This is a genomic window from Streptomyces fildesensis (genome assembly GCF_016107395.1).
In the GTDB taxonomy this organism is placed as follows: Bacteria; Actinomycetota; Actinomycetes; order Streptomycetales; family Streptomycetaceae; genus Actinacidiphila; species Actinacidiphila fildesensis.
Genome location: NZ_JAAIKO010000002.1, coordinates 118,359 through 140,735 on the forward strand (window position 1 = coordinate 118,359; position 22,377 = coordinate 140,735).

At 72.0% G+C, this 22,377-nt stretch carries 21 protein-coding genes and 1 pseudogene; 16 read left to right on the plus strand and 6 right to left on the minus strand.

The features are described 5' to 3' along the window. Positions 1-31: 31 nt before the first annotated feature. Together C6N31_RS04290 and C6N31_RS04295 are read left to right on the plus strand one after the other, a co-directional pair. Positions 32-1,261, plus strand: coding sequence for a hypothetical protein (locus tag C6N31_RS04290; RefSeq protein WP_138356186.1), 1,230 nt, complete (start codon positions 32-34; stop codon positions 1,259-1,261). Continuing rightward, positions 1,258-2,394: a M48 family metallopeptidase gene (locus C6N31_RS04295; RefSeq protein WP_198357149.1), complete on the plus strand. Its 1,137-nt coding sequence runs from the start codon at positions 1,258-1,260 to the stop codon at positions 2,392-2,394. Before C6N31_RS04290 ends, C6N31_RS04295 begins: the two co-directional genes overlap by 4 nt. Positions 2,395-2,456: 62 nt before the next feature. Here the strand turns inward: C6N31_RS04295 and C6N31_RS43575 are convergent. After that, a pseudogene (locus tag C6N31_RS43575) lies at positions 2,457-2,846 on the minus strand (hypothetical protein); the annotation flags it as partial. A gap of 97 nt (positions 2,847-2,943) precedes the next feature. Between C6N31_RS43575 and C6N31_RS04300 the strand changes: the two are divergent. Continuing rightward, on the plus strand, positions 2,944-4,518 hold the full coding sequence (locus C6N31_RS04300) for a DUF2079 domain-containing protein (RefSeq protein ID WP_244809137.1): 1,575 nt from the start codon (positions 2,944-2,946) through the stop codon (positions 4,516-4,518). A gap of 65 nt (positions 4,519-4,583) precedes the next feature. After that, entirely contained in the window at positions 4,584-5,720 is a 1,137-nt protein-coding gene (locus C6N31_RS04305) for a glycosyltransferase family 4 protein (RefSeq protein WP_138356185.1), read from the plus strand. A 65-nt stretch (positions 5,721-5,785) separates the two neighbouring features. Here the strand turns inward: C6N31_RS04305 and C6N31_RS04310 are convergent, their stop codons facing one another. Further along, positions 5,786-7,582 carry an AMP-dependent synthetase/ligase gene (locus tag C6N31_RS04310; RefSeq protein ID WP_164608067.1) on the minus strand — a complete coding sequence of 599 codons (1,797 nt, stop codon included), beginning with the start codon at positions 7,580-7,582 and terminating at the stop codon, positions 5,786-5,788. 203 nt (positions 7,583-7,785) lie between these two features. On the opposite strand from C6N31_RS04310, the gene C6N31_RS04315 reads away from it, so the two are divergent. From C6N31_RS04315 to C6N31_RS04340, 6 genes are all read left to right on the plus strand, one after another. Further along, positions 7,786-8,547, plus strand: a complete 762-nt coding sequence (locus C6N31_RS04315; RefSeq protein ID WP_138356183.1) for a metallophosphoesterase family protein — start codon at positions 7,786-7,788, stop codon at positions 8,545-8,547. Between the two features lie 90 nt (positions 8,548-8,637). Then, positions 8,638-9,117, plus strand: a complete 480-nt coding sequence (locus C6N31_RS04320) for an SRPBCC family protein (protein WP_138356182.1) — start codon at positions 8,638-8,640, stop codon at positions 9,115-9,117. A gap of 5 nt (positions 9,118-9,122) precedes the next feature. Further along, a complete protein-coding gene (locus tag C6N31_RS04325; protein ID WP_138356181.1) occupies positions 9,123-10,313 on the plus strand; it encodes an ArsA family ATPase in 1,191 nt (396 codons plus the stop codon). Between the two features lie 64 nt (positions 10,314-10,377). Further along, positions 10,378-10,809 carry a DUF5304 domain-containing protein gene (locus C6N31_RS04330; protein ID WP_164296244.1) on the plus strand — a complete coding sequence of 144 codons (432 nt, stop codon included), beginning with the start codon at positions 10,378-10,380 and terminating at the stop codon, positions 10,807-10,809. A 55-nt stretch (positions 10,810-10,864) separates the two neighbouring features. Then, positions 10,865-11,806 carry an ROK family glucokinase gene (locus C6N31_RS04335; protein WP_138356180.1) on the plus strand — a complete coding sequence of 314 codons (942 nt, stop codon included), beginning with the start codon at positions 10,865-10,867 and terminating at the stop codon, positions 11,804-11,806. 5 nt (positions 11,807-11,811) lie between these two features. Further along, positions 11,812-12,585, plus strand: coding sequence for an endonuclease/exonuclease/phosphatase family protein (locus C6N31_RS04340; protein WP_381588506.1), 774 nt, complete (start codon positions 11,812-11,814; stop codon positions 12,583-12,585). Positions 12,586-12,606: 21 nt separating this feature from the next. On the opposite strand, the gene C6N31_RS04345 is transcribed toward C6N31_RS04340, so the two are convergent. Continuing rightward, positions 12,607-13,179 (minus strand): hypothetical protein, encoded by a 573-nt coding sequence (locus tag C6N31_RS04345; RefSeq protein ID WP_381588503.1) that lies wholly within the window; start codon positions 13,177-13,179, stop codon positions 12,607-12,609. Beyond that, positions 13,172-13,948: an alpha/beta hydrolase gene (locus C6N31_RS04350; protein WP_138356178.1), complete on the minus strand. Its 777-nt coding sequence runs from the start codon at positions 13,946-13,948 to the stop codon at positions 13,172-13,174. Before C6N31_RS04350 ends, C6N31_RS04345 begins: the two co-directional genes overlap by 8 nt. Before the next feature lie 150 nt (positions 13,949-14,098). On the opposite strand from C6N31_RS04350, the gene C6N31_RS04355 reads away from it, so the two are divergent. The 5 genes from C6N31_RS04355 (at position 14,099) to C6N31_RS04375 (ending at position 18,807) form a co-directional block, all read left to right on the plus strand. Next, positions 14,099-14,881 carry a lysophospholipid acyltransferase family protein gene (locus C6N31_RS04355; protein WP_138356177.1) on the plus strand — a complete coding sequence of 261 codons (783 nt, stop codon included), beginning with the start codon at positions 14,099-14,101 and terminating at the stop codon, positions 14,879-14,881. A gap of 67 nt (positions 14,882-14,948) precedes the next feature. Further along, entirely contained in the window at positions 14,949-16,169 is a 1,221-nt protein-coding gene (gene macS, locus C6N31_RS04360; RefSeq protein ID WP_138356176.1) for a MacS family sensor histidine kinase, read from the plus strand. Between the two features lie 69 nt (positions 16,170-16,238). After that, on the plus strand, positions 16,239-16,928 hold the full coding sequence (locus tag C6N31_RS04365; RefSeq protein ID WP_198357150.1) for a response regulator: 690 nt from the start codon (positions 16,239-16,241) through the stop codon (positions 16,926-16,928). A 102-nt stretch (positions 16,929-17,030) separates the two neighbouring features. Next, positions 17,031-18,059: a 6-phosphofructokinase gene (locus C6N31_RS04370; RefSeq protein WP_198357151.1), complete on the plus strand. Its 1,029-nt coding sequence runs from the start codon at positions 17,031-17,033 to the stop codon at positions 18,057-18,059. Positions 18,060-18,180: 121 nt separating this feature from the next. Beyond that, positions 18,181-18,807, plus strand: a complete 627-nt coding sequence (locus C6N31_RS04375; RefSeq protein ID WP_138356173.1) for a uridine kinase family protein — start codon at positions 18,181-18,183, stop codon at positions 18,805-18,807. On the opposite strand, the gene C6N31_RS04380 is transcribed toward C6N31_RS04375, so the two are convergent. Continuing rightward, the gene (locus tag C6N31_RS04380; RefSeq protein WP_198357152.1) at positions 18,791-20,740 is read right to left on the minus strand and encodes an anthranilate synthase family protein; all 1,950 of its coding nucleotides are present in this window, start codon (positions 20,738-20,740) and stop codon (positions 18,791-18,793) included. The genes C6N31_RS04375 and C6N31_RS04380 overlap by 17 nt on opposite strands. Positions 20,741-20,826: 86 nt before the next feature. Further along, complete coding sequence (locus C6N31_RS47115) at positions 20,827-20,946, minus strand: trp operon leader peptide (protein ID WP_498063712.1); 120 nt, start codon at positions 20,944-20,946, stop codon at positions 20,827-20,829. A 50-nt stretch (positions 20,947-20,996) separates the two neighbouring features. On the opposite strand from C6N31_RS47115, the gene C6N31_RS04385 reads away from it, so the two are divergent. Then, positions 20,997-22,346, plus strand: coding sequence for a class II 3-deoxy-7-phosphoheptulonate synthase (locus C6N31_RS04385; protein WP_138356171.1), 1,350 nt, complete (start codon positions 20,997-20,999; stop codon positions 22,344-22,346). Positions 22,347-22,377: the final 31 nt, after the last annotated feature.

Consider the following 22,377-nt stretch of genomic DNA (forward strand, 5'->3'; position numbering starts at 1 on the left):
GCCACGGGGCGGCGCCCGTACGATCGGGCGTATGGCGGCAGCGCGCACGCGACCCGGGACCGCCGCGCTGTGGCGCGCGGTGGTTCTCGTCGTGCTGACCCTGCCGGCGCTGCTCACCGGGTGCGGCGGTGGCGGGAGCGGTGCTGCCGTCGTCCCCGCGGGCCCGGGCGTTCCCGCCGTCCAGTCGGTGCTCGACCGGCATGCGGCGGCGCTGCTGCACCACGACGAGACGGCGTTCCTCGCGGACGTCGACCCGGGATTCCGGGACCGGCAGCGGCAGGTGTTCCGGAACCTGGCGCAGGTGCCGCTCGACTCGTGGTCGTACCGGGTGACGGGTGTCGGTGCCGACGCCGGTGGTGGCGGCAGTGACCGGGCTCTGGCGCGGGTCCAGGTCGGCTACCGGCTGACCGGGTACGACACCTCGGCGGTCACCTCGGACGCCGATCTGACGTTCGTCCGGCGCGGCGGCCGCTGGTACGTCGCCGGGGACCGGCACGACGCCCAGCAGTTGTGGGACCAGGGCCCGGTGCGGGTGGTGCGCGGAGCGCACAGCCTCGTGCTCGGGACGGACGGGCCCGCGGCGCTGCGGACCTACGCCGACGCCGCCGACCGTGCGGTGCCCGCGGTGGGGCGGGCCTGGGGGAACGGCTGGAGCGGCCGCGTCGTCGTCGAAGCGCCGTCCTCGCTGGCGCGGATGGCCGCGCTGCTGCACGGGGCCCCCGACACCTACCGTGGCATCGCCGCCGTCACCACCGGCGAACTCGGCGGATCCTCCGGGGCGCCGGCCGACCGCGTGATCATCAACCCCGAGGCGTTCGGGGAGCTTTCCGCGTTCGGCCGCCAGGTCGTGCTCACCCACGAGACGACCCATGTCGCGACCCGCGCCGCCACCACCGCGACCACCCCGCTGTGGCTCACCGAGGGGTTCGCCGACTGGGTCGGCTACCGCGGCAGCGGCCGCACCGCCCGCCAGGACGCGCCCGAACTGAGCCGCGACGTGGCCGCGGGCAGAGCCCCGCGGAACCTGCCGTCCGACGCCGGCTTCGGGACGACGGCCGGCGGTCTGGCGCAGGCGTACGAGGGAGCGTGGCTCGCCTGCCGGCTGATCGCCGCCGACTGGGGCGACGCGAAACTCACCGAGCTGTACCGGGCCGCCGGCACCGGCGGCCCCCTCGACACGCACCTACGGGCCGTCCTCGGGACCGGCCTCGACGACTTCACCGCGCGCTGGCGCGCCTATGTACAGCGGGAGTTGGCATGACGACCGGTGGGAGCAGTGACGGTGACGGGGTGCCGGAGGCGGACTTCACCCCTGAGGAGATCGCGCGGGGACGGGCGCTGCGGCGCGGGCAGTGGCCGCCCGCCCTCGCCGGCCGGCTGGCCTCCCTCCTGCTCCTTCTCGTCCTCGGGCTGACCCCGGCCGGCGCCGGCCTCGTCGGTCTCTTCGGCGACTCCTGGGCCGCGCGGATCGTCGGCGGCGGGCTCGCCCTGGTGCTGCTGCGACAGCTCGTCGCGCTGCCCTTCGCCGCCCGGGTGCGGATCGTACGGGCCCGGTTCGGGCTGGTCACCCAGGGGTGGGGCGGCTGGGCGGTGGATGTGCTGCGCGGGCTGCTCGTCTCCGTACCGCTCGCGCTGGGTGCGCTCTTCGCCGTCTACGCGCTCGCCGGGACCACCTCCCGGTGGTGGATCTGGACGGCGCTCGGTGCGGCCGCCGTCACCGTCGCCCTCTCGTGGCTGGCCCCCGTCGTGTTCGAACCGCTCTTCAACCGCTTCGCCCGGATGGAACCGGGTCCGCTGCGCGACGCGCTCCTCGCCCTCGCGGCGCGCGACGGGATCGCCGTACGCGATGTCCTCGTCGCCGACGCCTCCCGGCGCACCACCGCGCTCAACGCGTACGTCTCCGGCTTCGGCCGGACGCGGCGGATCGTCGCCTACGACACGCTCCTGACGACCGCCGAGCCGCGCGAGGTCGAGCTGGTCGTGGCGCACGAGCTGGGCCATGTGAAGCACCGGGATGTGGCGCGGGGGACGGTGCTCGGCGCGCTGGGGGCGGCGGCCGGGGTGTGCGTGCTGGCGGCGGTGGTGAGCCGGCAGCCGCTCCTCGACGCCGCGGGCGTGTCCCGCTTCTCCGACCCGCGCTCGATGATGCTGCTCGCGGCGGTGGCCGCGGTGGGGTCGACGCTGGCGGGGCCGTTCGGATGTGCGCTGAGCCGCCGGGTGGAACGCCGGGCCGACGCGCACGCGCTGCGGCTGACGGGGGATCCGGCGGGGTTCATCGCGATGCAGCGCCGGCTGGCGGTGGCGAACATCGCGGATCCGGAGCCGCCGCGGGTGCTGCATGCGCTGTTCGGTACGCATCCGACGTCTGCCGAACGGATCGCGGCGGCGCGGTAGTGCCACGCGCCCCGGGCGGTGGGGACGTCAACGGGAGGTGAGCGCGGGGGTGCGGATTCCGGCGGTGCGCTGACGGGGGAGCGGATCCCCCAGACCCAGGCCTCGGTGAGCCGCCGGCCGGGGCCCCGGCCGGCCCGCAGCAGGGCCGCGAACACCGCGGCGTCGGCGGCGCACACGAGGCAGAAGAACTCCGCCGCGTAGCCCAGGAACGGCAGCAGCGCGGGGGAGAGCACGACGAGGGCGGCGGCCGGCGGATACTGCCAGGTCACGTCGTCCAGCGGGAAGGTGCCGGTGCGCAGGATCTGGTACCAGCCCTGGTAGATCACGGACACATCGGTCGTGACATCCGGGCCCGGCAGGGCGACGACGTGGAAGACGCACAGCAGCAGCGCACCGCGGGTCAGCGCCCACACGAGGACGACGGGCTTCCTGCTGACCTGTGCGGTGCTCACCGGTGCGTCATGCGGCCGGAGTGACCGGAGGGAGCCCACGACGCGGCGGCGGCGCCCAGTAGGGTGAAGGCTCGTTCACGAGGGAGGGCGTCGAACGGTGGCACAGCTCGTCGCATCGCAGTCCGCGCGCGAGAGCGCGGCAGCCGCGCCGATCGCGCGGCAGCAGGACCGAATACGCACGGTCGCCCTGACCGTGCTCTGCTTCGCCGCCGTGCTGGCCGTGGGGCTGCAGCAGTGGGCGACCGTCCGGATCGGCGGGTTCGACCTGGGGATATTCGACCAGGCGGTCCGCGCGTACTCCCACTTCCAGCTGCCGCGCTCGCCCATCAAGAACTACCACCACGAGTTCCCGCCCGGCTTCTCCCTGCTGGGTGACCACTTCTCGCCGGTCCTCGCCCTCCTCGCCCCGCTGTACTGGGTGTGGGACGACCCCCGCATGCTGATCGGCGCCCAGGCGGCGCTCTTCGCGGCCGGCGTGCCGGTCGTGCGGCGGATCGCGGGGCACTGCTTCGCCGAGGCGCCGCAGGCCACCGTCCGCAGGGCCGCCGACCTGAGCTGCCTGGTCCACGGGCTGGGCTGGCCGCTGCTGCGCGCTTCGGGGGTCGGCTTCCACGAGGTCGCCTTCGCCGTCCCGCTGACCCTGCTGATGCTGGAGCGCGGGCTGGCCCGGCGCTACGGCGCGGTGCTGGTCTGCGCCGTCCTGCTGTGCTGCACCAAGGAGGACCTGGGGCTGCTCGCGGCGGCGTACGGGGCCGTCCTCATCGGCCGCGGCCGCCGGGACGGGGACCGGCCGGCGGTGCGTACCGGGCTCACGCTGTTCGTGCTGGGGCCGGTGGCGGCGCTGCTCGCGATCCGGGTGCTGATACCGGCGATGGGCGGGGTGCCCGGCTACTACTGGAACTACAGCGCCCTCGGCCCGGACATGGGGTCCGCGGCGCTGCGCTTCCTGACCGATCCGATCGCGGCCTTCGCGGTGACCGTCGACCACTCGGCGAAACCGGTTCTCCTGCTGTGGCTGCTGGGGCCGCTGCTCCTGCTGCCGCTCGGGTCCGCCACCTTCTGGTGCGCGGTCCCGCTGCTCGCCGAGCGGCTCTTCTCCGACAACCCCAGCCACTGGGCGACCACCCACCACTACGACGCCTTCCTGTGGCCGGTCCTGCTGGTGGCCGCGGTGGAGACGGCGGCCCGGCTGCACCGCAGACACACCGGGCGGCCGGTCGCTCGCTGGACGCCGGTGGCGGTGGCCTGTTCACTGCTGATCTCGGTCGTGTGCGGTCTGGGCAATCTGCTGCTGCCGGCCGCCTGGACGCCCAGCCCCTCGGAACGGGCGCTCGCCGAGGGCGTGCGCCTGGTGCCGGCGGGGGCCACTGTCGAGGCCGACAACAACGCGGCGCCCCGGCTGACCCGCCGCGCCCAGGTCGTCATCGCGGACGAGACCCCGCGCGACGCCGAGTACGTGCTGCTCCAGACGGTGCGGAAGATGTTCCCCTTCACGACGGTGGACGACCAGCGCGACCGCGTGCTGCTGCTGCTCGACAACGGCTACACCGTGCTGTGGGCGAAGGACGGCGTCGTCCTGCTGCACCGGACCGACCCCGGCCGCCCGGTACCCGGCGCGCGGGTGCCGGGCGACGACAGCGTGCCCGTCAAGGAACCGGAAGTCCGTTCCTGACACCCAGGGGCGGGGACCGGTGCGGACCGGCAGGGACCGGCACCGGTCGGCTACTCTCGGCGGCGATGGACAAGACCTTGATCGTCACCAATGACTTCCCGCCCCGGCCCGGCGGCATCCAGGCCTTCGTGCACAGCATGGCGCTGCGGCTGGATCCCGGACAGGTGGTCGTGTACGCCTCGACGTGGAAAGGGCCGGACGGCGGCGAGGTCGAGCGCTTCGACGCCGAACAGCCGTTCCCGGTCATCCGCGACCGCACGACGATGCTGCTGCCCACCCCCGGCGTGACCCGGCGCGCGGCCGGGCTGCTGCGCGAGCACGGCTGCTCGTCGGTGTGGTTCGGAGCGGCGGCGCCGCTGGGGCTGATGGCCCCCGCGCTGCGCCGGGCGGGCGCGCGCAGGCTGGTCGCCACCACGCACGGCCACGAAGCGGGCTGGGCCCAACTGCCCGCCAGCCGGCAGCTGCTGCGCCGGATCGGCGAGGGCACCGACACCATCACGTACCTGGGCGAGTACACGCGGTCGCGGATCGCGAAGGCGCTCACGCCCGCCGCGGCGGCGCGGATGGTGCAACTGCCGCCCGGTGTCGACGAGAAGACCTTCCACCCGGCCTCGGGCGGCGCCGCGGTAAGGGCCCGGCTCGGGCTCGCGGACCGGCCGGTGGTGGTGTGCGTCTCGCGGCTGGTGCCGCGCAAGGGACAGGACACGCTGATCCTGGCGATGCCGCGGATCCTGGCCGCCGTGCCGGACGCGGTGCTGCTGGTGGTCGGCGGCGGACCGTACGCCAAGGACCTGGCCGAACTCTCGGCGCGGACCGGCGTCACCGACTCCGTGCGCTTCACCGGACCGGTGCCCTGGGAGGAGCTGCCCGCCCACTACGGCGCGGGCGACGTCTTCGCGATGCCGTGCAGGACCCGCCGCGGCGGGCTGGACGTCGAAGGCCTGGGAATCGTCTACCTGGAGGCCTCGGCGACCGGACTGCCGGTGGTGGCGGGCGATTCGGGCGGCGCCCCGGACGCGGTGCTGGACGGCGAGACCGGTTGGGTGGTGCCCGGAGGTTCGCCCGCGCAGGCGGCGGACCGGATCGTCACCCTGCTGGGCGACCCGGAGCTGCGCCGGCGGATGGGCGAGCGCGGCCGGCGCTGGGTCGAGGAGGCGTGGCGCTGGGATCTGCTGGCGGAACGTCTGAAGTCATTGCTGTAAAGGGCACTTGACGCGCAACGGCTCCCCTGGAAGAGGTCCGGGGGAGCCGTTTTCCGTGCGTGCGCTCAGTGCTGGTAGAGCGCCTCGATCTCGCCCGCGAAGTCCTTCATGACGACGTTGCGCTTCAGTTTCAGCGACGGCGTCACATGGCCGGACTCCTCGGTGAACTGGTTCGGCAGGATCTGGAACTTGCGCACCGACTCGGCCTTGGAGACGGCCGCGTTGCCCTGGTCCACCGCGTGCTGCACGGCGGCCAGCAGCTCCGGGTCCTCGGCCAGTTCGGCCACGCTGCGGCCGGCCTTGCCGTGCTGTTCCGCCCAGCGGGGCAGGAACTCCTCGTCCAGGGTGACGAGGGCGGCGATGAACGGCTTGCCGTCACCGACGACCATGCACTCGGCGATCAGCGCGTCGGCCCGGATCCGGTCCTCGATCACGGCGGGGGCGACGTTCTTGCCGCCGGCCGTGACGATGATCTCCTTCTTGCGGCCGGTGATGGACAGATAGCCGTCCTCGTCGACCGTGCCCAGGTCACCGGTGTGGAACCAGCCGTCGGAGACCGCGTCGGCGGTGGCCGTCTGGTTGTTCCAGTAGCCGGAGAACAGGTGCTCGCCATGCAGCAGCACCTCGCCGTCGTCGGCGATCCGCACCGTCGAACCGGGCAGCGGCTGGCCGACCGTGCCGATCTTCGTACGGTCCCAGGGGTTGAACGCGGTGGCCGCACAGGACTCGGTGAGGCCGTAGCCCTCCAGGACGGTGAAGCCGATGCCCCGGTAGAAGTGCCCGAGCCGCTCGCCCAGCGGCGCGCCGCCGGAGATGGCGTGCGTGGCGCGGCCGCCGAGGACGGCGCGCAGCTTGCTGTAGACCAGCCGGTCGAAGACCTTGTGCTTGAACTTCAGGCCGACCGACGGGCCGCCGGCGGAGTCCAGCGCCCGGCTGTAGGTGATCGCGGTGTCCGCGGCCTTGTCGAAGATCTTGCCCTTGCCGTCGGCCTGCGCCTTGGCCCGCGCCGAGTTGTACACCTTCTCGAAGACCCGGGGCACGCCCAGGATCATCGTCGGCCGGAACGCGGCCAGTTCGTCGGTGAGGTGCTTGATGTCGCTGACGTGCCCGAGCTTGATCGGCGCCATCACGGCCGCCACCTCGACCAGCCGGCCGAAGACGTGCGCGAGCGGCAGGAACAGCAGCACCGAGGACTCGCCGGTCCTGAACAGCGGGGCGAGGCGTTCCACCACATTGCCGCACTCGGCGAAGAAGGCCCGGTGGCTCAGCACACAGCCCTTGGGGCGGCCGGTGGTCCCGGAGGTGTACACGATCGTGGCGGGGGAGTCCGCGACGGCGGTCGCTCCCCGCTCGTCCACCACCTTCTCGGAGATGTCGGCGCCGACGGACACCAGGTGTTCCACGGCACCGGCGTCGATCCGCCAGATGTGCTTGAGCTCGGGGAGCCGGTCGTGCACCGAGGCGACGGCGGCCTCGTGGGTACCGGACTCGACGATGCAGGCCACCGCGCCCGAGTCTCCGAGGATCCACTCGACCTGTTCGGCCGAGGACGTCTCGTACACGGGCACGGCGACCGCGCCGGCGCTCCAGATCGCGAAGTCGAAGAGCGTCCACTCGTACCGGGTGGGCGACATCAGGGCGACCCGGTCGCCAGGCTGCACGCCGGATGCGATCAGTCCCTTGGCGACGGCTCTGACCTCGGAGAAGAAGTCGGTGGCGGTGACGTCCTGCCATTCGCCGCCCGCGTTCTTGCGGGCGATCACCGGAACAGCTGGGTGCTGAGCGGCGTTGCGGCGGATCAGATCCGTCAGGTTGCCGTCCGCGGGGACCTCGTAAAGGGCCGGAAGGCTGAACTCACGCAAGGCTGGTGCTCCTCATCGGCGCGACGGCGCACCCGGAGGGATAGTTGGACGGCCTGGACGTTACCCACCGGTAAAGCTTTCGCGATAGGGGTGCAGTACAGATGTTTTATGCATCACATACCCAGGAGTGCGGCTGAACCGCTCCGCGAACAGTAGTCCAGAGCGCCGGTAACCCGCAGGTAACCGGCGATAGGCTGACGGCCATGCGGGTCCATGTGGTGAGCGATGTGCACGGTGCGGCGGAGGCTCTGGCCAGGGCCGGAGACGGTGCGGACGCCTTGATCTGCCTCGGCGACCTCGTGCTCTTCCTGGACTACGCCGATCACTCACGGGGGATCTTCCCGGACCTCTTCGGCGCGGCGAACGCCTCGCGCATGGTCGCGCTGCGGACCGCCAAGCGCTTCGAGGAGGCCCGCGCCCTCGACCGCGAGCTGTGGGAGGGCATCGACCGGCGCGGCGCCATCGAGACCGCCGTACGGAAGCAGTACGCGGAACTCTTCGCGGCCTTTCCCGCGCCGACGTACGCCACCTACGGCAATGTCGACATTCCGGCGCTGTGGTCGGAGTACGCCACCGAGGGCACCACGGTCCTGGACGGCGGCACCGCCGAGATCGGCGGCCTGGTCTTCGGCTTCGTCGGCGGCGGACTGCGGACGGCGATGCGCACCCCGTACGAGATCGACGAGGCCGAGTACGCCGGGAAGGTCGCGGCGCTCGGGCGGGTCGACGTGCTCTGCTCGCACATCCCGCCCGCCGTTCCCGAGCTCTGCTACGACACCGTCGCCCGCCGCTTCGAACGCGGCAGCGAGGCGCTGCTCGACGCGATCCGCACCACCCGCCCCAAGTACGCCCTCTTCGGCCATGTCCACCAGCCGCTGGTCCCGCGGATGCGGATCGGCAGGACCGAGTGCGTCAACGTCGGACACTTCAACGCCACCCGCAGGCCATGGGCCCTGGAGTGGTGAGTGCCGGGGTGACAGTTGTTCGACCGGCAGGCGGTAGCCTGCACCAGCAGACCCAGACATACGGCGCGAAGTCCCGGAGGGGCCACAGCGATGGCGGAACACACCAAGTCGAGCATCACCATCGAGGCGGCCCCGGCCGACGTCATGGGCGTCATCGCCGATTTCACCCGCTATCCCGAGTGGACCGGTGAGGTGAAGGAGGCGGAGATCCTCTCCGCCGACGCCGAGGGCCGCGCGGAGCGGGTCCGGCTGCTGCTGGACGCCGGGGCGATCAAGGACGACCACACGCTCGCCTACCGCTGGGTCGGCGACAGCGAGGTCCACTGGTCGCTGGTCAAGTCCCAGATGCTCCGCACCCTGGACGGCTCGTACGCCGTCGCCCCGCTGGACGGCGGCGCGCGCACCGAGGTCACCTACCAGCTGACGGTCGACGTCAAGATCCCGATGCTCGGCATGATCAAGCGCAAGGCCGAGAAGGTCATCATCGACCGCGCACTCGCCGGTCTGAAGAAGCGCGTCGAATCCGGTCCGCCCGCCGGCGCGCCCGACAGTCCGCCCGACAAGAGCTGAGCGCCGTGCGCACGGTCCTGGTCACCGGCCCCGGCGGAGCCGGCCGCACCACGGCGGCCGCCGCCACGGCGGTGAGCGCGGCCCGGCAAGGTACCCGCACCCTGCTGCTGTCCACGGACCGTGGCACGTCACTGGAGGCCGTACTCGACGGGGACCGGACCACCGTGCCCGGTCTGCGCGCCCACCGGATAGACACCCAGGCGACGTTCCGGGCCGACGCCCGCGACGTCCAGTCCCGGCTCGGCTCCCTCCTGGACCTGCTCGGCGCCGAACCGCTGGACCCCGAGGAACTCACCGAACTCCCCGGCGCCGACTCGCTGGCCCTGCTGCGCGCGCTGCGCGAATCGGCCGACGGATCCGCCGGCTGGGACGTGGTTGTCGTCGACCTGCCGGCCACCCCCGCGGCGCTCGCCGCCCTCGCCCTCCCCGAGCAGCTGCGCCGCTACCTGCGGCGGCTCGTCCCCGTCCAGCGCCAGGCGGCCAGGGCGCTGCGCCCGGTGCTCGCCCAGCTCGCGGGCGTGCCGATGCCGGCCCAGTGGGCGTACGAGGCCGCCGAGCGCGTCGACCGTGAACTCGCCGCCGCCCAGGCGGTGATCGAGGCCGCGGGCACGACCGTACGGCTGGTCGTCGAGCCCGGCGCGGCCGCGGCCGACGCGGTCAGGACCGCCCGTACCGGACTGGCGCTCTTCGGGCACCGGCTGGAGGCCGTGGTCGCCAACCGGCTGCTGCCCGACCACTCGCCCGACCCCTGGCTCGCCGACCTGTCCGGCGTCCAGCACAAGGAACTCGCCGCGCTGCGGGCCGAATTGGCCGGAACCGGTACGGCGGTCCATGAACTGCCGCACCTGGGACGGGAACCGCGCGGCACCGACGACCTCGGCGCGCTCGGCGCCGTACCGCCGGGTCCCGGGGCGGAGCCGGACGGGACGGACGGGCGCGCGGCCGATCCGTGGAGCGTGACCGACCAGCCCGGCGCCGAGGACCGTTTCCGCTGGCGGCTGCCGCTGCCCGGGGCCACCCGTGAGGGTCTCGGACTGGTCCGGCGGGGTGACGAACTCGTGGTCGACGCGGAAGGTTTCCGCCGGATCCTCCCGCTGCCCTCCGCCCTGCGGCGCTGCACCGTCGACGGCGCGGCGCTGCGCGACGGAGCCCTGGAGGTCCGGTTCGCGCCGGATCCCGACCTCTGGCCGCGCTGAACGCAGTGCGTCCATTCGGGTACCTTCGGTAGAACAACCCCGGAGTGCCGCGAGGGAGACCGTCATGAGCGAGACCACCGACCGGCCCGACGCCGACGCGTGGGCCAAGGCCAGCGCGGAGGACACCGCCGCCGAGAACGCCAGGCGGCGTGAGCAGGCAGGACAGGGCGTCGGCAGCGCCACGGAAGAGCTGCGACGGCTCGCCGAGGCCGTGACCGAGAAGCTCGCCGAATTCCGCAACCCGGCGGTGACACTCGCCGCACAGACGGTGATCTCGCAGGTCAAGTCGGTTGTCGAGCCCATCCGCGAGCGCAACCCCGAGGTCTTCGAGCATCTGTCCTCGGCCGGCGTCGAGCTGCTCGCCGCGTACCGCTCGGTCGTCGCGGGACACGAGACCCGGTGGACCGCCAAGGACACGGCCGCCGGACACCGCGCTTCCGAGACACCGCCCGACTCATCCACCGGCTCAACCAGTGAGCACATCGACCTCGACTGACCTCCCCTCCGGTACGGTTGGCTGAAGCGGGGATCGACCGAAAACTGAGGGACACATGGGACTCACCATCGGCGTCGACATCGGCGGCACAAAGATCGCGGCCGGCGTAGTCGATGAGGACGGCTCGATTCTTGAGACGTGCAAGGTGCCGACCCCGGCGACCCCCGAGGCAGTCGTGGACGCCATCGCGGACGCGGTGCGCACGGTCAGCACCGGCCATGAGGTCGACGCGGTCGGCATCGGCGCGGCCGGCTACGTGGACGACAAGCGTGCCACCGTGCTCTTCGCCCCGAACATCAACTGGCGGCACGAAGCGCTCAAGGACAAGGTCGAGCAGCGCGTCGGCCTCTCCGTCATCGTCGAGAACGACGCGAACGCGGCGGCGTGGGGCGAATACAAGTTCGGTGCGGGCCAGGGTCACGACGACGTCGTGTGCATCACCCTCGGCACCGGCCTCGGCGGCGGCATCATCATCGGCGGCAAGCTGCACCGCGGCCGGTTCGGTGTGGCGGGCGAGTTCGGCCACGTACGGATGGTGCCGGACGGGCTGCTGTGCGGCTGCGGCAGCCAGGGTTGCTGGGAGCAGTACGCCTCCGGGCGCGCTCTCGTCCGCTACGCGAAGCAGCGTGCCGCGGCCACGCCGGAGAACGCGGAGCTGCTGCTCTCCCTCGGCGACGGCAACCCCGACACCATCGAGGGCAAGCACATCAGCGAGGCCGCGCGGGGCGGTGACCCGGTGGCGATCGACTCGTTCCGTGAGCTGGCCCGCTGGGCGGGCGCGGGCCTGGCCGACCTGGCCTCGCTCTTCGACCCGTCGGCGTTCATCGTCGGCGGCGGGGTCTCGGACGAGGGCGAGCTGGTGCTCGACCCGATCCGCAAGTCCTTCCGCCGCTGGCTGGTGGGCGGCCAGTACCGGCCGCATGCCCAGGTGCTCGCCGCGCAGCTCGGCGGCAAGGCAGGACTGGTCGGCGCCGCCGACCTGGCCCGCCAGGGCTGACGACCGTGCTCGCGGACCTGCCGCCCTCGACCACCGAGCCGGGTGACTCGGCGGTGGTCCGCGTGCTCAGTTACAACATCCGCTCCATGCGGGACGACAGGGGGGCGCTCGCCCGGGTCATCCAGGCCTGCGCCCCCGACCTCGTCCTCCTGCAGGAAGCGCCGCGCTTCTTCCGCTGGCGCAAGGCCGCCGCCTGGCTCGCCCATGAGTGCAACATGGTCATCGTCACCGGTGGCGCCACCGCCGCGGGACCGATGATCCTCTCCTCGCTGCGCGCCCATGTCGAGCGCACCGAGGACATCCTGCTGCCGCGTACCCCCGGTCTGCACCAGCGTGGTTTCGCCACCGCCGTCGTACGGATCGGCGGCGCCCGGCTCTCCGTGCTCAGCTGCCATCTCAGCCTCAGCGCGGCGGAACGCGACGGACAGTCCGCGCTGCTGCTGGAACGGCTCGCGGAAATGGGCGAGCCGTATGCCGTGGCGGGCGGCGATCTCAACGATCATCCGGACGGCCGTGCGTTCGGCCGGCTGTCGGCGGAGCTCCAGGACGCCTGGGCCACCAAGCCGTGGGGCAGCGAGTTCACCTCGGTGCCGGACAACCCCTACCAACGCATCGACGCGATCTTCGCGACGCAGGGCGTCGAGGTGCTGGGGTGCGGGGTGCCGCAGGGCCTTCCCGGTGTCGATCCGGCGGACCTGCTGGCCGCCACCGACCACCTGCCGCTGCTGGCCGCGTTCCGTATCCCGGCCGCGGCCCCGTCGGTCATCCCCGGCGGCTGAACCGCGCGGGAAACGGCCTGGTCAGACGACCGCGCCGCCACCGGGCAGCTCGTCGTCGTCCTCGCCCGTGCGCAGCCGCGTGACGAGGGTGCAGAAGCCGCCGACGAAGCCGCCGACGCCCAGTGTCATGACCCACCAGGTGATCTCCTGCTGGAGCAGGATGAACACGATCAGCAGCAGCGGCCCGCCCAGGACCGCGAGCCAGGCGAACTTGGTCGTGACATCGGCCTGCGGAAGCGGCGGGGGCTCGGGCGGTACGTAGTGGCCCTCGTCCTCGTCCTCATGGGCCGTGTAGTCGCGCGGGCCGTGGATCACCGGGTGGACGACGATGCTGCGGGTCGGCGGGCCGGACCCGGCGTCCGGGTCGCTGTCGCCGGCAGGGTCGTCGGGCCGGGCGGGCGAGAGGTTCTCGGCGTCGGGCCAGGAGGCGGTGCCCGGCTCGGGCTCGTCGTCGAAGCCCGCGACCAGCTCGGCCCAGGCGGCGTCCTCGTCCAGCGGCGCACGGGCCGCCCCGTCGGCGGGGTCCGCGACGGCCGGCTCGGGGGCGTCGGGAGCGGTCTCGTCGGGAACCTGGTCCTCCTCGCGCTCAGCCACTGGCCGTTACCTCCTTGTCCACCGCGGGCGCCAGGCGCCGGATGAATCCGTAGGACTCCTCGAAGATCTGTTCCGCGTCATGGTCCAGCGTCGCCACGTGGTAGCTCCGCTCCAGCACGATCTCGGTGACGTCGCTGGAGGAGACCTTGCTGAGGACGACCGCGGTGTTCGACGGGTGGACCACATGGTCCACCCGGCTGTGCAGCAGCAGCAACGGCTGCGTGACCTGCGGCAGCCCCGCTCTGACGAGTTTCCAGAAGCGGCTGAGGGAGTACACGGCGTGCAGCGGCGTCCGGTCGTAACCGACCTCCAGGCCGCCCTCCTTGGCGATGTCGCTGGTGATGCCCGGCACCGACGGCACCAGATGGCGCAGCACCGGAACCGCCTTGATCTGGTGGCTGTCGGCCTTGACCGAAGGATTCACCAGGACGATGCCGCTGATCGAGTGGCCGTGCAGCGCGGCGAGCCGCAGTGTCAGGGCGCCACCCATCGACATGCCGCAGACGAAGACCTGCGAGCAGCGGGCCGACAACTCGCGCAGCGCGCGGTCGACCTCGGCGTACCAGTCCTGCCAGCCGGTCTGCTGCATGTCCTGCCAGCGGGTGCCGTGACCCGGCAGCAGCGGCACGGACACCGTCAGGCCGCGGGCCGCCAGATACTCGCCCCAGGGGCGCATGGACTGCGGTGTGCCGGTGAATCCGTGACAGAGCAGGACACCGGTCTCGCCACCGTCGTGGCTGTACGGCTCGGCTCCGGGCATGAGCGGCACCGTGGGACTCCTGTTCGCCGCGGGGAGGGTGGCAGGAGTTCAGCGTACGCGGCCCGGATACCCCCCGGTAAGCCCCGTCGCGTGGACGCGGGGAGTGCCGGGGGCCGAACTGGCGTTAAGGTCTTTGCGTCAGCTACAGGAGGTCCTCGGTTGTTCTACGGCGCGATGAAGCTCGCGATCGGTTCGCCGCTCAAGCTCGCCTTCCGCCCCTGGGTGGAAGGCATTGAGAACATCCCCAAGGAGGGGCCGGCGATCCTTGCCAGCAACCACCTCTCCTTCTCGGACTCCTTCTTCCTCCCCGCGATGCTCGACCGGCCGGTCACCTTCATCGCCAAGGCGGAGTACTTCACGTCCCCGGGCGTGAAGGGGAAGCTGACGGCCGCCTTCTTCAAGGGCGTCGGCCAGCTCCCGGTGGACCGCTCCGGCGCGCGCGGCGCCGGCGAGGCCGCGATCAACAGCGGGATCCAGGTGCTGGAGCGCGGTGAGCTGTTCGGCATCTACCCCGAGGGCACCCGTTCCCCCGACGGCCGGCTCTACCGGGGCAAGCCCGGCGGCCTGGCCCGGGTGGCGCTGGCCTCCGGAGCGCCGGTGATCCCCGTCGCGATGATCGACACCGAGAAGGTGCAGCCGCCCGGCAAGGTGCTGCCCAAGGTCTCGGTGCGTCCCGGCATCCGGATCGGCAAGCCGCTCGACTTCAGTCGCTACCACGGCATGGAGGGCGACCGCTTCATCCTGCGCTCGGTGACCGACGAGGTCATGTACGAGATCATGAAGCTGTCCGGCCAGGAGTACGTGGACATCTACGCCACCGCCGCGAAGCGCCAGATCGCGGAGGAGGCCAAGCGGCAGGCCGAGCTGGAGAAGTCCGAGAAGGCCGAGCGGGAAGCCGCCGAGAAGGCGGCCCAGGACAAGGGCGGGCCGGCCGGGTCCTAGGACCGGCCGGACGGGCCCCGGGCGGGCCGTGGGGGGAGGGGGAGCGGTGGCGGCGAAGGCGATCCGGATGTCCGTCGAGCAGCCGCTGTGGCGTGCGCTGATCGCGTACCGCGTGCTCACCCTCGGCTATGCGCTGGCCCTGTTCGGCGACGCCTACGGGGAGTACCGGCACCCGCTGGTCGCCGCCGTGTACATGACGGTGCTGACCGTCTGGACGTTCCTCACCCTGGGGCGGGTGCGGTCCGCCGAACGGTGCACCAAGCGCTTCCTCTTCGCCGACCTCACCATCGCGCTGACCGGGATACTGCTCACCCCCGTCGCCGACACGCATCTGCGGATCGTCGAGGGCGCCCCGACGCTGCCGTCCATCTGGACGGCGGGATCCGTCCTCGCCTTCGCGATCAAGGGTGGCTGGCGCTGGGCCGCGGTCGCCTCCACGCTCGTCGGCGTCGCCAACGTCGTCCAGCGCGGCTCCTTCGCCCGCGACAGCCTGCACAACGTCCTGCTGGTGTGGGTGGCGAGCATCGCCATCGGCTATGTCGTCGAGGTCGCCCGCGCCAGCGAGCGGACCCTCGCGCGGGCGCTGCAGATCGAGGCGGCCACCCGTGAGCGGGAACGGCTCGCCCGGGACATCCACGACAACGTGCTCCAGGTGCTCGCCATGGTCCAGCGCCGGGGCAGCGAGGCGGGCGGCGAGGCCGCGGCGCTCGGCCGGATGGCCGGTGAGCAGGAGTCGGCGCTGCGGGCGCTGGTCTCCGACGGCTTCGTCCCCAACCCCCGGCACCCCGAGAACGCCGCCGCGGTCCGCCGTGGCCGGCTGCTCGCGGCGCTCCGCTCGCGCACCGGCGCCGCCGAGGCCGACCAGGAGGCCGCGGACGCGGCACTCGGCCCGTGCGACGTACGGGCCCTGCTCACGCCCTACGGCAGCTCGCAGGTGACGATCTCGGCACCCGGGACCCCGGTCCTGGTCGACGCGTACGCCGCCGCCGAGCTCGCGGCGGCCGTCGGCGCCGCCCTCGACAACGTCCGCACGCACGCCGGGGAGCAGGCCCACGCCTGGATCCTGCTGGAGGACGAGCCCGGCGAGATCCTCGTCAGCGTCCGCGACGACGGCCCCGGCATCCCGGAAGGCCGGCTCGCCGACGCCGAACAGGAGGGCCGGCTCGGCGTCGCCCAGTCCATCCGCGGCCGGCTCCGCGACCTCGGCGGCACCGCGTCCCTCATCACCACCCCCGGCCAGGGCGCCGAGGTCGAACTCCGGCTCCCCAAGAAGCGCCCCACGCCCTGAGCTCCGCGTATCCGCCGCGTTTGTAGAGTTGCCCCGGCACGGAGATTCGGCCGGACGAGAGGCAGTCACATGGCGGGGGACACCCAACCCGAGCAGGACCACACCGTGAAGGTGATGGTGGTCGACGACCACCCGATGTGGCGGGACGCGGTCGCGCGGGACCTGTCCGAGGCCGGCTACCAGGTGGTGGCGACGGCGGGCGACGGGCCGGAGGCCGTGCGCCGGGCCAGGGCGGCGATGCCCGAGGTGATCGTGCTGGACCTCAACCTGCCGGGGATGTCCGGAGTGCAGGTGTGCAAGGACGTGGTCGCGGACAATCCCGCGCTGCGGGTGCTGGTGCTGTCGGCGAGCGGCGAGCACGAGGACGTGCTGGAGGCCGTGAAGTCCGGTGCCACCGGCTATCTGCTGAAGTCCGCCGGCCGTGACGAGCTGGTGGAGGCGGTCCGCAGGACGGCGATCGGCGATCCGGTCTTCACCCCGGGGCTGGCCGGGCTGGTCCTGGGCGAGTACCGGCGGCTGGCCTCCGACCCGGCCCCCACGTCCTCGGACGAGCCCGAGGCGCCTCGGCTGACGGACCGTGAGACGGAGGTGCTGCGGCTGGTCGCGAAGGGCCTGAGCTACAAGCAGATCGCCGAGCGGCTCGTCATCTCGCACCGCACCGTGCAGAACCACGTGCAGAACACCCTCGGCAAGCTGCACCTGCACAACCGGGTGGAACTGGTGCGATACGCGATCGAGCGCGGTCTCGACGGCGAATGACCCCGTTCGCCCCATCCCGCATGTGACCCAAGTCACGCTAGCGTTGCCCGAGTTGGTTCCCGTTAAGGCAATGCAACGCAGTGCTGGCGAAGGGAAGAGTCCATGCGGGTCGGAGTACTGACCGGTGGTGGTGACTGCCCCGGTCTCAACGCGGTCATCCGGGCGATCGTCCGCAAAGGTGTCCAGGAGTACGACTACGAGTTCATCGGCTTCAGGGACGGCTGGCGCGGTCCCCTCGAAGGCGACACCGTGCCGCTCGACATCCCCGCCGTGCGGGGCATCCTGCCGCGCGGCGGCACCATCCTCGGTTCCTCGCGCACCAATCCGCTCAAGGTCGAGGACGGTATCCGCCGGGTCAGGGAGAACCTCGCCGCCTTCGACGTCGACGCGCTCATCGTGATCGGTGGCGAGGACACCCTGGGGGTGGCCGCGACCCTCTCCGACGAGCACGGCATTCCGTGCGTCGGCGTTCCCAAGACCATCGACAACGACCTGTCCGCCACCGACTACACCTTCGGCTTCGACACGGCGGTCAACATCGCCACCGAGGCGATCGACCGGCTGCACACCACTGCCGAATCGCACATGCGTGTCCTCGTCGTCGAGGTGATGGGCCGGCACGCCGGCTGGATAGCCCTGCACTCGGGGCTGGCCGGCGGGGCCAACGTCATCCTCATCCCGGAACAGCGCTTCGACGTCGAGCAGGTCTGCGGATGGGTGGAGAGCCGGTTCAAGATCCGTTACGCGCCCATCGTGGTCGTCGCGGAAGGCGCCATGCCCAAGGACGGCGACATGGTGCTCAAGGACGGCACCCTGGACTCGTTCGGCCATGTCCGGCTCTCCGGCGTGGGCGAATGGCTCGCCAAGGAGATCGAGAAGCGCACCGGCAAGGAGGCCCGCACCACGGTGCTCGGGCACGTCCAGCGCGGTGGAACGCCCAGTGCGTTCGACCGCTGGCTGGCCACCCGGTTCGGGCTGCACGCCATCGACGCGGTGCGCGAAGGGGACTTCGGGAAGATGGTCGCGCTGCGCGGTACGGACATCGTCCGGGTGCCGATCGCGGAGGCCACCGCCCGGATCAAGACCGTCGATCCGAAGCTCTACACGGAGGCGGGGGTCCTCTTTGGCTGAACCTTGAACATCAGGGGAACATCACTGCTTGCAGCAGACGATCAGTGCGCCTTATTCTCCGTCCACCCGGCTTGTCCGGCCGCTTCGTTTTCCCCCTTTGAGCACATGAGGAGCGCCCGGTATGACGGGTGTGACGAACAGGTGGCGCACACCTGTACTGGCGGTCGCAGGCGGCACCGCATCGGGCAAGTCAACCCTTGCCGAGGCGCTGTCGCTGCACCATCACGAGACCATCGGTCTGATCCACCTCGATGACTTCTACGTGCCCGCGCACGACACCGTGCGCGGGGTGCGCACGGTCAGCGCGAGCGGGTCCGAGGTCCTGGACTGGAACCATCCCGGCTCGATCGACGAGCTCGCGGTGGTCGCGGCGATCGAGGCCGCGGCCACTTCGGGCCGGCACCGGCTGGTCGTCGTCGAGGGCCTGTTCGCCCTCACCCTGCCGTCGGTCGCCGGCCGGGCGACCTGGCGGGTGTACGTCGACACCCCCGACGACATCCGGCTGGCCCGCAAGATCCTCCGCAAGATCGACGTCCAGCGGCAGGACCCGCGGCTGTCGCTGCTGAACTACCTGGAGACCGGGAGGGAGCGGCATGCCGCGCATGTCGCCCCCTCCCGGGCCCTGGCCGACCTGGTGGTCGACGGCACCGCCGACGAGTTCCGCATGATCGCCGAGGTGATGATGCTGATCGGACCGGTGCTCGCCGATCCCGTGCTGGACGCCTCGGCGTTCAGCGAGACGGCGTGAGCACGGCCGCCAGCAGCTCCGCCGCGATCGCGGTGCCGTTCAGGGTGAGCACCGACTCGGGGTGGAACTGCACGCCCGCGAACCCCGGCCCGCGCATCGCGTGCACATCACCGGTGGCCGGGTCACGGCTCAGCTCCACCCGGTGGGTGGCGAGCTCCTCGGCGGTCGCGTCGTCGCAGCGCGCCGTGAAGGTGTTGTAGAACCCGACGGTCTCCGGCCGGCCGAAGAAGTCGATGCGCTCCTGGGCGCCCTGGAAGGGGACGTCCTTGCGCACGATGTCCAGCCCCAGTTCCGCCGCGAGCAGCTCCTGGCCCAGGCACACACCGAGCAGCCCCTGCCGGTGGCCCTTGACCAGGTCGGCGGCGAGGGTGCGCAGGAAGCGCATCTTCGGGTCGGTGGCGTCCGCCGGATTGCCGGGTCCGGGGCCGAGCACGACCGGACCCTCGTGGGACAGCGCCGCCTCCCGCAGGCCCGGCTCGTCGTAGCGCCGTACGGTGACGCCCAGCCCGGACGAGCGCAGCACATGCGCGAGCATCGCGGTGAAGGTGTCCTCCGCGTCGATCACCAGCGCGTGCGCCGACAGCGCGCGCCGGTCGGCCGGGGACGGCTCGACCTGCATCCGCAGCCAGAACGGCGCCAGGTTCGCCCGCCGGGCGTCCAGCGCGGCCCGCACCCTGATGTCGTCGGCCAGCCGGTACGCCGGCTCGGGAGCGTGCTCGGGGGCCGGCCGCACTCCGAGCGCGGTGAGCACCCCGGCCGCCTTGGCGTGCGTCTCGGCGACCTCGCCGCGCGGGTCGGAGTGCCGGACCAGCGTCGCGCCGACCGGCACCTTCAGCTGCCCGCCGGGGTCGATGTCCGCGGTCCTGATCAGGATCGGCGAGTCCAGCGTCCTGGTCCCGGCCGCGTCCCGTCCGATCAGGGCCAGCGCGCCCGCGTAGTAACCGCGGCCCCCCGGCTCGTACCGCTCGATGACGCGGCAGGCGTTCTGCACCGGGGAGCCGGTGACGGTCGCGGCGAACATCGTCTCGCGCAGCACGTCCCGTACATCCATGGTGGTGCGGCCGCGCAGCTCGTACTCGGTGTGCGCGAGGTGGGCCATCTCCTTGAGCCGCGGCCCGACCACCACACCGCCGAGGTCGCCGACGGTGCACATCATCTTCAGTTCCTCGTCGACCACCATCGTCAGCTCCTCCACCTCCTTGGGGTCGTGGAGGAAGGCGAGCAGCCCCTCGGGGTCCGGCCCGGTGACGGGATAGCGGTAGGTGCCGCTGATCGGGTTCATCACGACCGTGCCGCCCGCCATCCGCACATGCACCTCGGGACTGGCGCCCACCAGCGTGCGGTCCGGGGTGTGCACGACATACGTCCAGTACGCGCCGCGCTCACCGCTGAGCAGCTTCCGGAACAGGGCGAGCGCGGAGCGCGGCCCGTAGCCCGCGATCTGCCCCCGGAACGTCCGCCGGATCACGAAGTTGGCGCCCTCGCCGCGGCCGATCTCGTCCTCGATCACCCGCTCGACGATCCCGGCGTAGGTGTCGTCGTCCACGTCGAACGCACCCTCGTCGACCGTCACCTCCTGGTCCGGGAGCGCGGCGAGGACGTCCGCCAGCGGCAGCTCGTACGTCTCGTCGGGCCGCAGCACGGCCAGCGGCGTCCCGTCGTCGCGCACGTCGAAGCCGCGTTCGCGGATCTGCCGGAACGGTACGAGCGCGAGCGCGTCCAGCGCCGGGCCGTCACCCGGTGCACCGTCCGGCAGGGTGATGTCCCGCAGCCGGCCGGCTTCGGTGACGGGCCCGAGGAGCACTTCGACGAGGTCGGTCTCGCGGCCCGGGGTGCGGCGGCGGAGCAGGGCGAACGGTGGGCAACCGGGGGAGAGCAGCCGCTCGACGAGGGCGGTGGCTGTGGTGGCTTCGGTGCCGGAGACGGGATGCACGGCGGGTCCTTCCGATGGTGGGACAACGGAGGGAGCGGCCGGGAAACAGAAAAGGCCGCCCCTTGGGCGGCCTTCGCGGTGAGTCGTTACGTACGCGCGATGAGGTGGGCCGCCGGTTGAGCGGGCCACCACCAGTTGGTGTGCTGTTGCGCGAACATGTTCAGAACCCTAACGCACGGGGGACGGCGCAGTGGGGCTCGTCTCATCCAATGGGCGGCGTCGGATTCCGCCTGTCGTCACCCCGTAGTGTGGTCGTGTGACCGTGAACGCTAACCCCGCAGCCGGTGGAAACACCTGGCGATCCCTTCCCGCGGCGCAGCAGCCCGAGTACCCCGACTCCGAGGCGCTGCGCAATGTGCTCGCGGAGCTCGAGTCGTATCCGCCTCTCGTCTTCGCCGGCGAGTGCGATCAGCTGCGTACCCGCCTGGGGGCTGTCGCCCGTGGCGAGGCGTTCCTGTTGCAGGGCGGCGACTGCGCCGAGGCCTTCGACGCCGTGTCCGCGGACCAGATCCGCAACAAGCTCAAGACGCTCCTGCAGATGGGTGCGGTGCTGACGTACGCGGCCTCCGTGCCGGTCGTGAAGGTGGGCCGGATCGCCGGCCAGTACTCGAAGCCGCGCTCCAAGCCGACCGAGACCCGCGACGGCGTGACGCTGCCGACGTACCGCGGTGACTCGGTCAACGGCTTCGCCTTCACCGAGAAGGAGCGGGTCCCGGACCCCGAGCGGCTCAAGCGGATGTACAACGCGTCCGCCTCGACGCTCAACCTGGTGCGCGCCTTCACCACCGGTGGCTACGCGGACCTGCGCCAGGTGCACGCCTGGAACCAGGACTTCGTGAAGTCCTCGCCGTCCGGACAGCGCTACGAGGCGCTGGCCCGCGAGATCGACAACGCGCTGAACTTCATGGCGGCGTGCGGGACCGACCCCGCCGAGTTCCGGACCGTGGAGTTCTACGCGTCGCACGAGGCGCTGCTGCTGGACTACGAGTCGTCGCTGACCCGCGTCGACTCGCGGACCGGCTCGCTGTACGACACGTCGGGCCACATGGTGTGGATCGGCGAGCGCACCCGGCAGCTCGACGGGGCGCACATCGAGTTCGCCTCGAAGATCCGGAACCCGATCGGCATCAAGCTCGGCCCGACGACGACGCCGGAAGAGGCGCTGACGTACATCGACCGGCTGGACCCGGAGCGTGAGCCGGGCCGGCTGACGTTCATCGTCCGCATGGGCGCGGACAAGGTCCGCGACAAGCTCCCGACGCTGGTCGAGAAGGTCACGGCCTCGGGCGCGCAGGTGGCGTGGGTGACCGACCCGATGCACGGCAACACCTACGAGGCGGCGTCCGGCCACAAGACGCGGCGCTTCGACGACGTGCTCGACGAGGTCAAGGGCTTCTTCGAGGTCCACAAGGGCCTCGGCACCCACCCGGGCGGCATCCACGTCGAGCTGACCGGCGACGATGTGACCGAGTGCGTGGGCGGCGGCGACGAGATCTTCGTCGACGACCTGCACCAGCGGTACGAGACGGCCTGCGACCCGCGGCTCAACCGCAGCCAGTCGCTGGACCTGGCGTTCCTGGTCGCGGAGATGTACCGGGGCCAGTAGTCCTGGCGGACAGCCGGAAGACGGCACAAGG

What these genes read in the sequence shown, in the direction of transcription:
- C6N31_RS04290 (WP_138356186.1), top strand. Translation starts at nt 32, where the DNA reads ATGGCGGCAGCGCGCACGCGACCCGGGACCGCCGCGCTGTGGCGCGCG.
- C6N31_RS04295 (WP_198357149.1), top strand. Translation starts at nt 1,258, where the DNA reads ATGACGACCGGTGGGAGCAGTGACGGTGACGGGGTGCCGGAGGCGGAC.
- C6N31_RS04305 (WP_138356185.1), top strand. Translation starts at nt 4,584, where the DNA reads ATGGACAAGACCTTGATCGTCACCAATGACTTCCCGCCCCGGCCCGGC.
- C6N31_RS04315 (WP_138356183.1), top strand. Translation starts at nt 7,786, where the DNA reads ATGCGGGTCCATGTGGTGAGCGATGTGCACGGTGCGGCGGAGGCTCTG.
- C6N31_RS04320 (WP_138356182.1), top strand. Translation starts at nt 8,638, where the DNA reads ATGGCGGAACACACCAAGTCGAGCATCACCATCGAGGCGGCCCCGGCC.
- C6N31_RS04330 (WP_164296244.1), top strand. Translation starts at nt 10,378, where the DNA reads ATGAGCGAGACCACCGACCGGCCCGACGCCGACGCGTGGGCCAAGGCC.
- C6N31_RS04335 (WP_138356180.1), top strand. Translation starts at nt 10,865, where the DNA reads ATGGGACTCACCATCGGCGTCGACATCGGCGGCACAAAGATCGCGGCC.
- macS (WP_138356176.1), top strand. Translation starts at nt 14,949, where the DNA reads ATGTCCGTCGAGCAGCCGCTGTGGCGTGCGCTGATCGCGTACCGCGTG.
- C6N31_RS04365 (WP_198357150.1), top strand. Translation starts at nt 16,239, where the DNA reads ATGGCGGGGGACACCCAACCCGAGCAGGACCACACCGTGAAGGTGATG.
- C6N31_RS04370 (WP_198357151.1), top strand. Translation starts at nt 17,031, where the DNA reads ATGCGGGTCGGAGTACTGACCGGTGGTGGTGACTGCCCCGGTCTCAAC.
- C6N31_RS04375 (WP_138356173.1), top strand. Translation starts at nt 18,181, where the DNA reads ATGACGGGTGTGACGAACAGGTGGCGCACACCTGTACTGGCGGTCGCA.
- C6N31_RS47115 (WP_498063712.1), bottom strand. Translation starts at nt 20,946, where the DNA reads ATGAGACGAGCCCCACTGCGCCGTCCCCCGTGCGTTAGGGTTCTGAAC.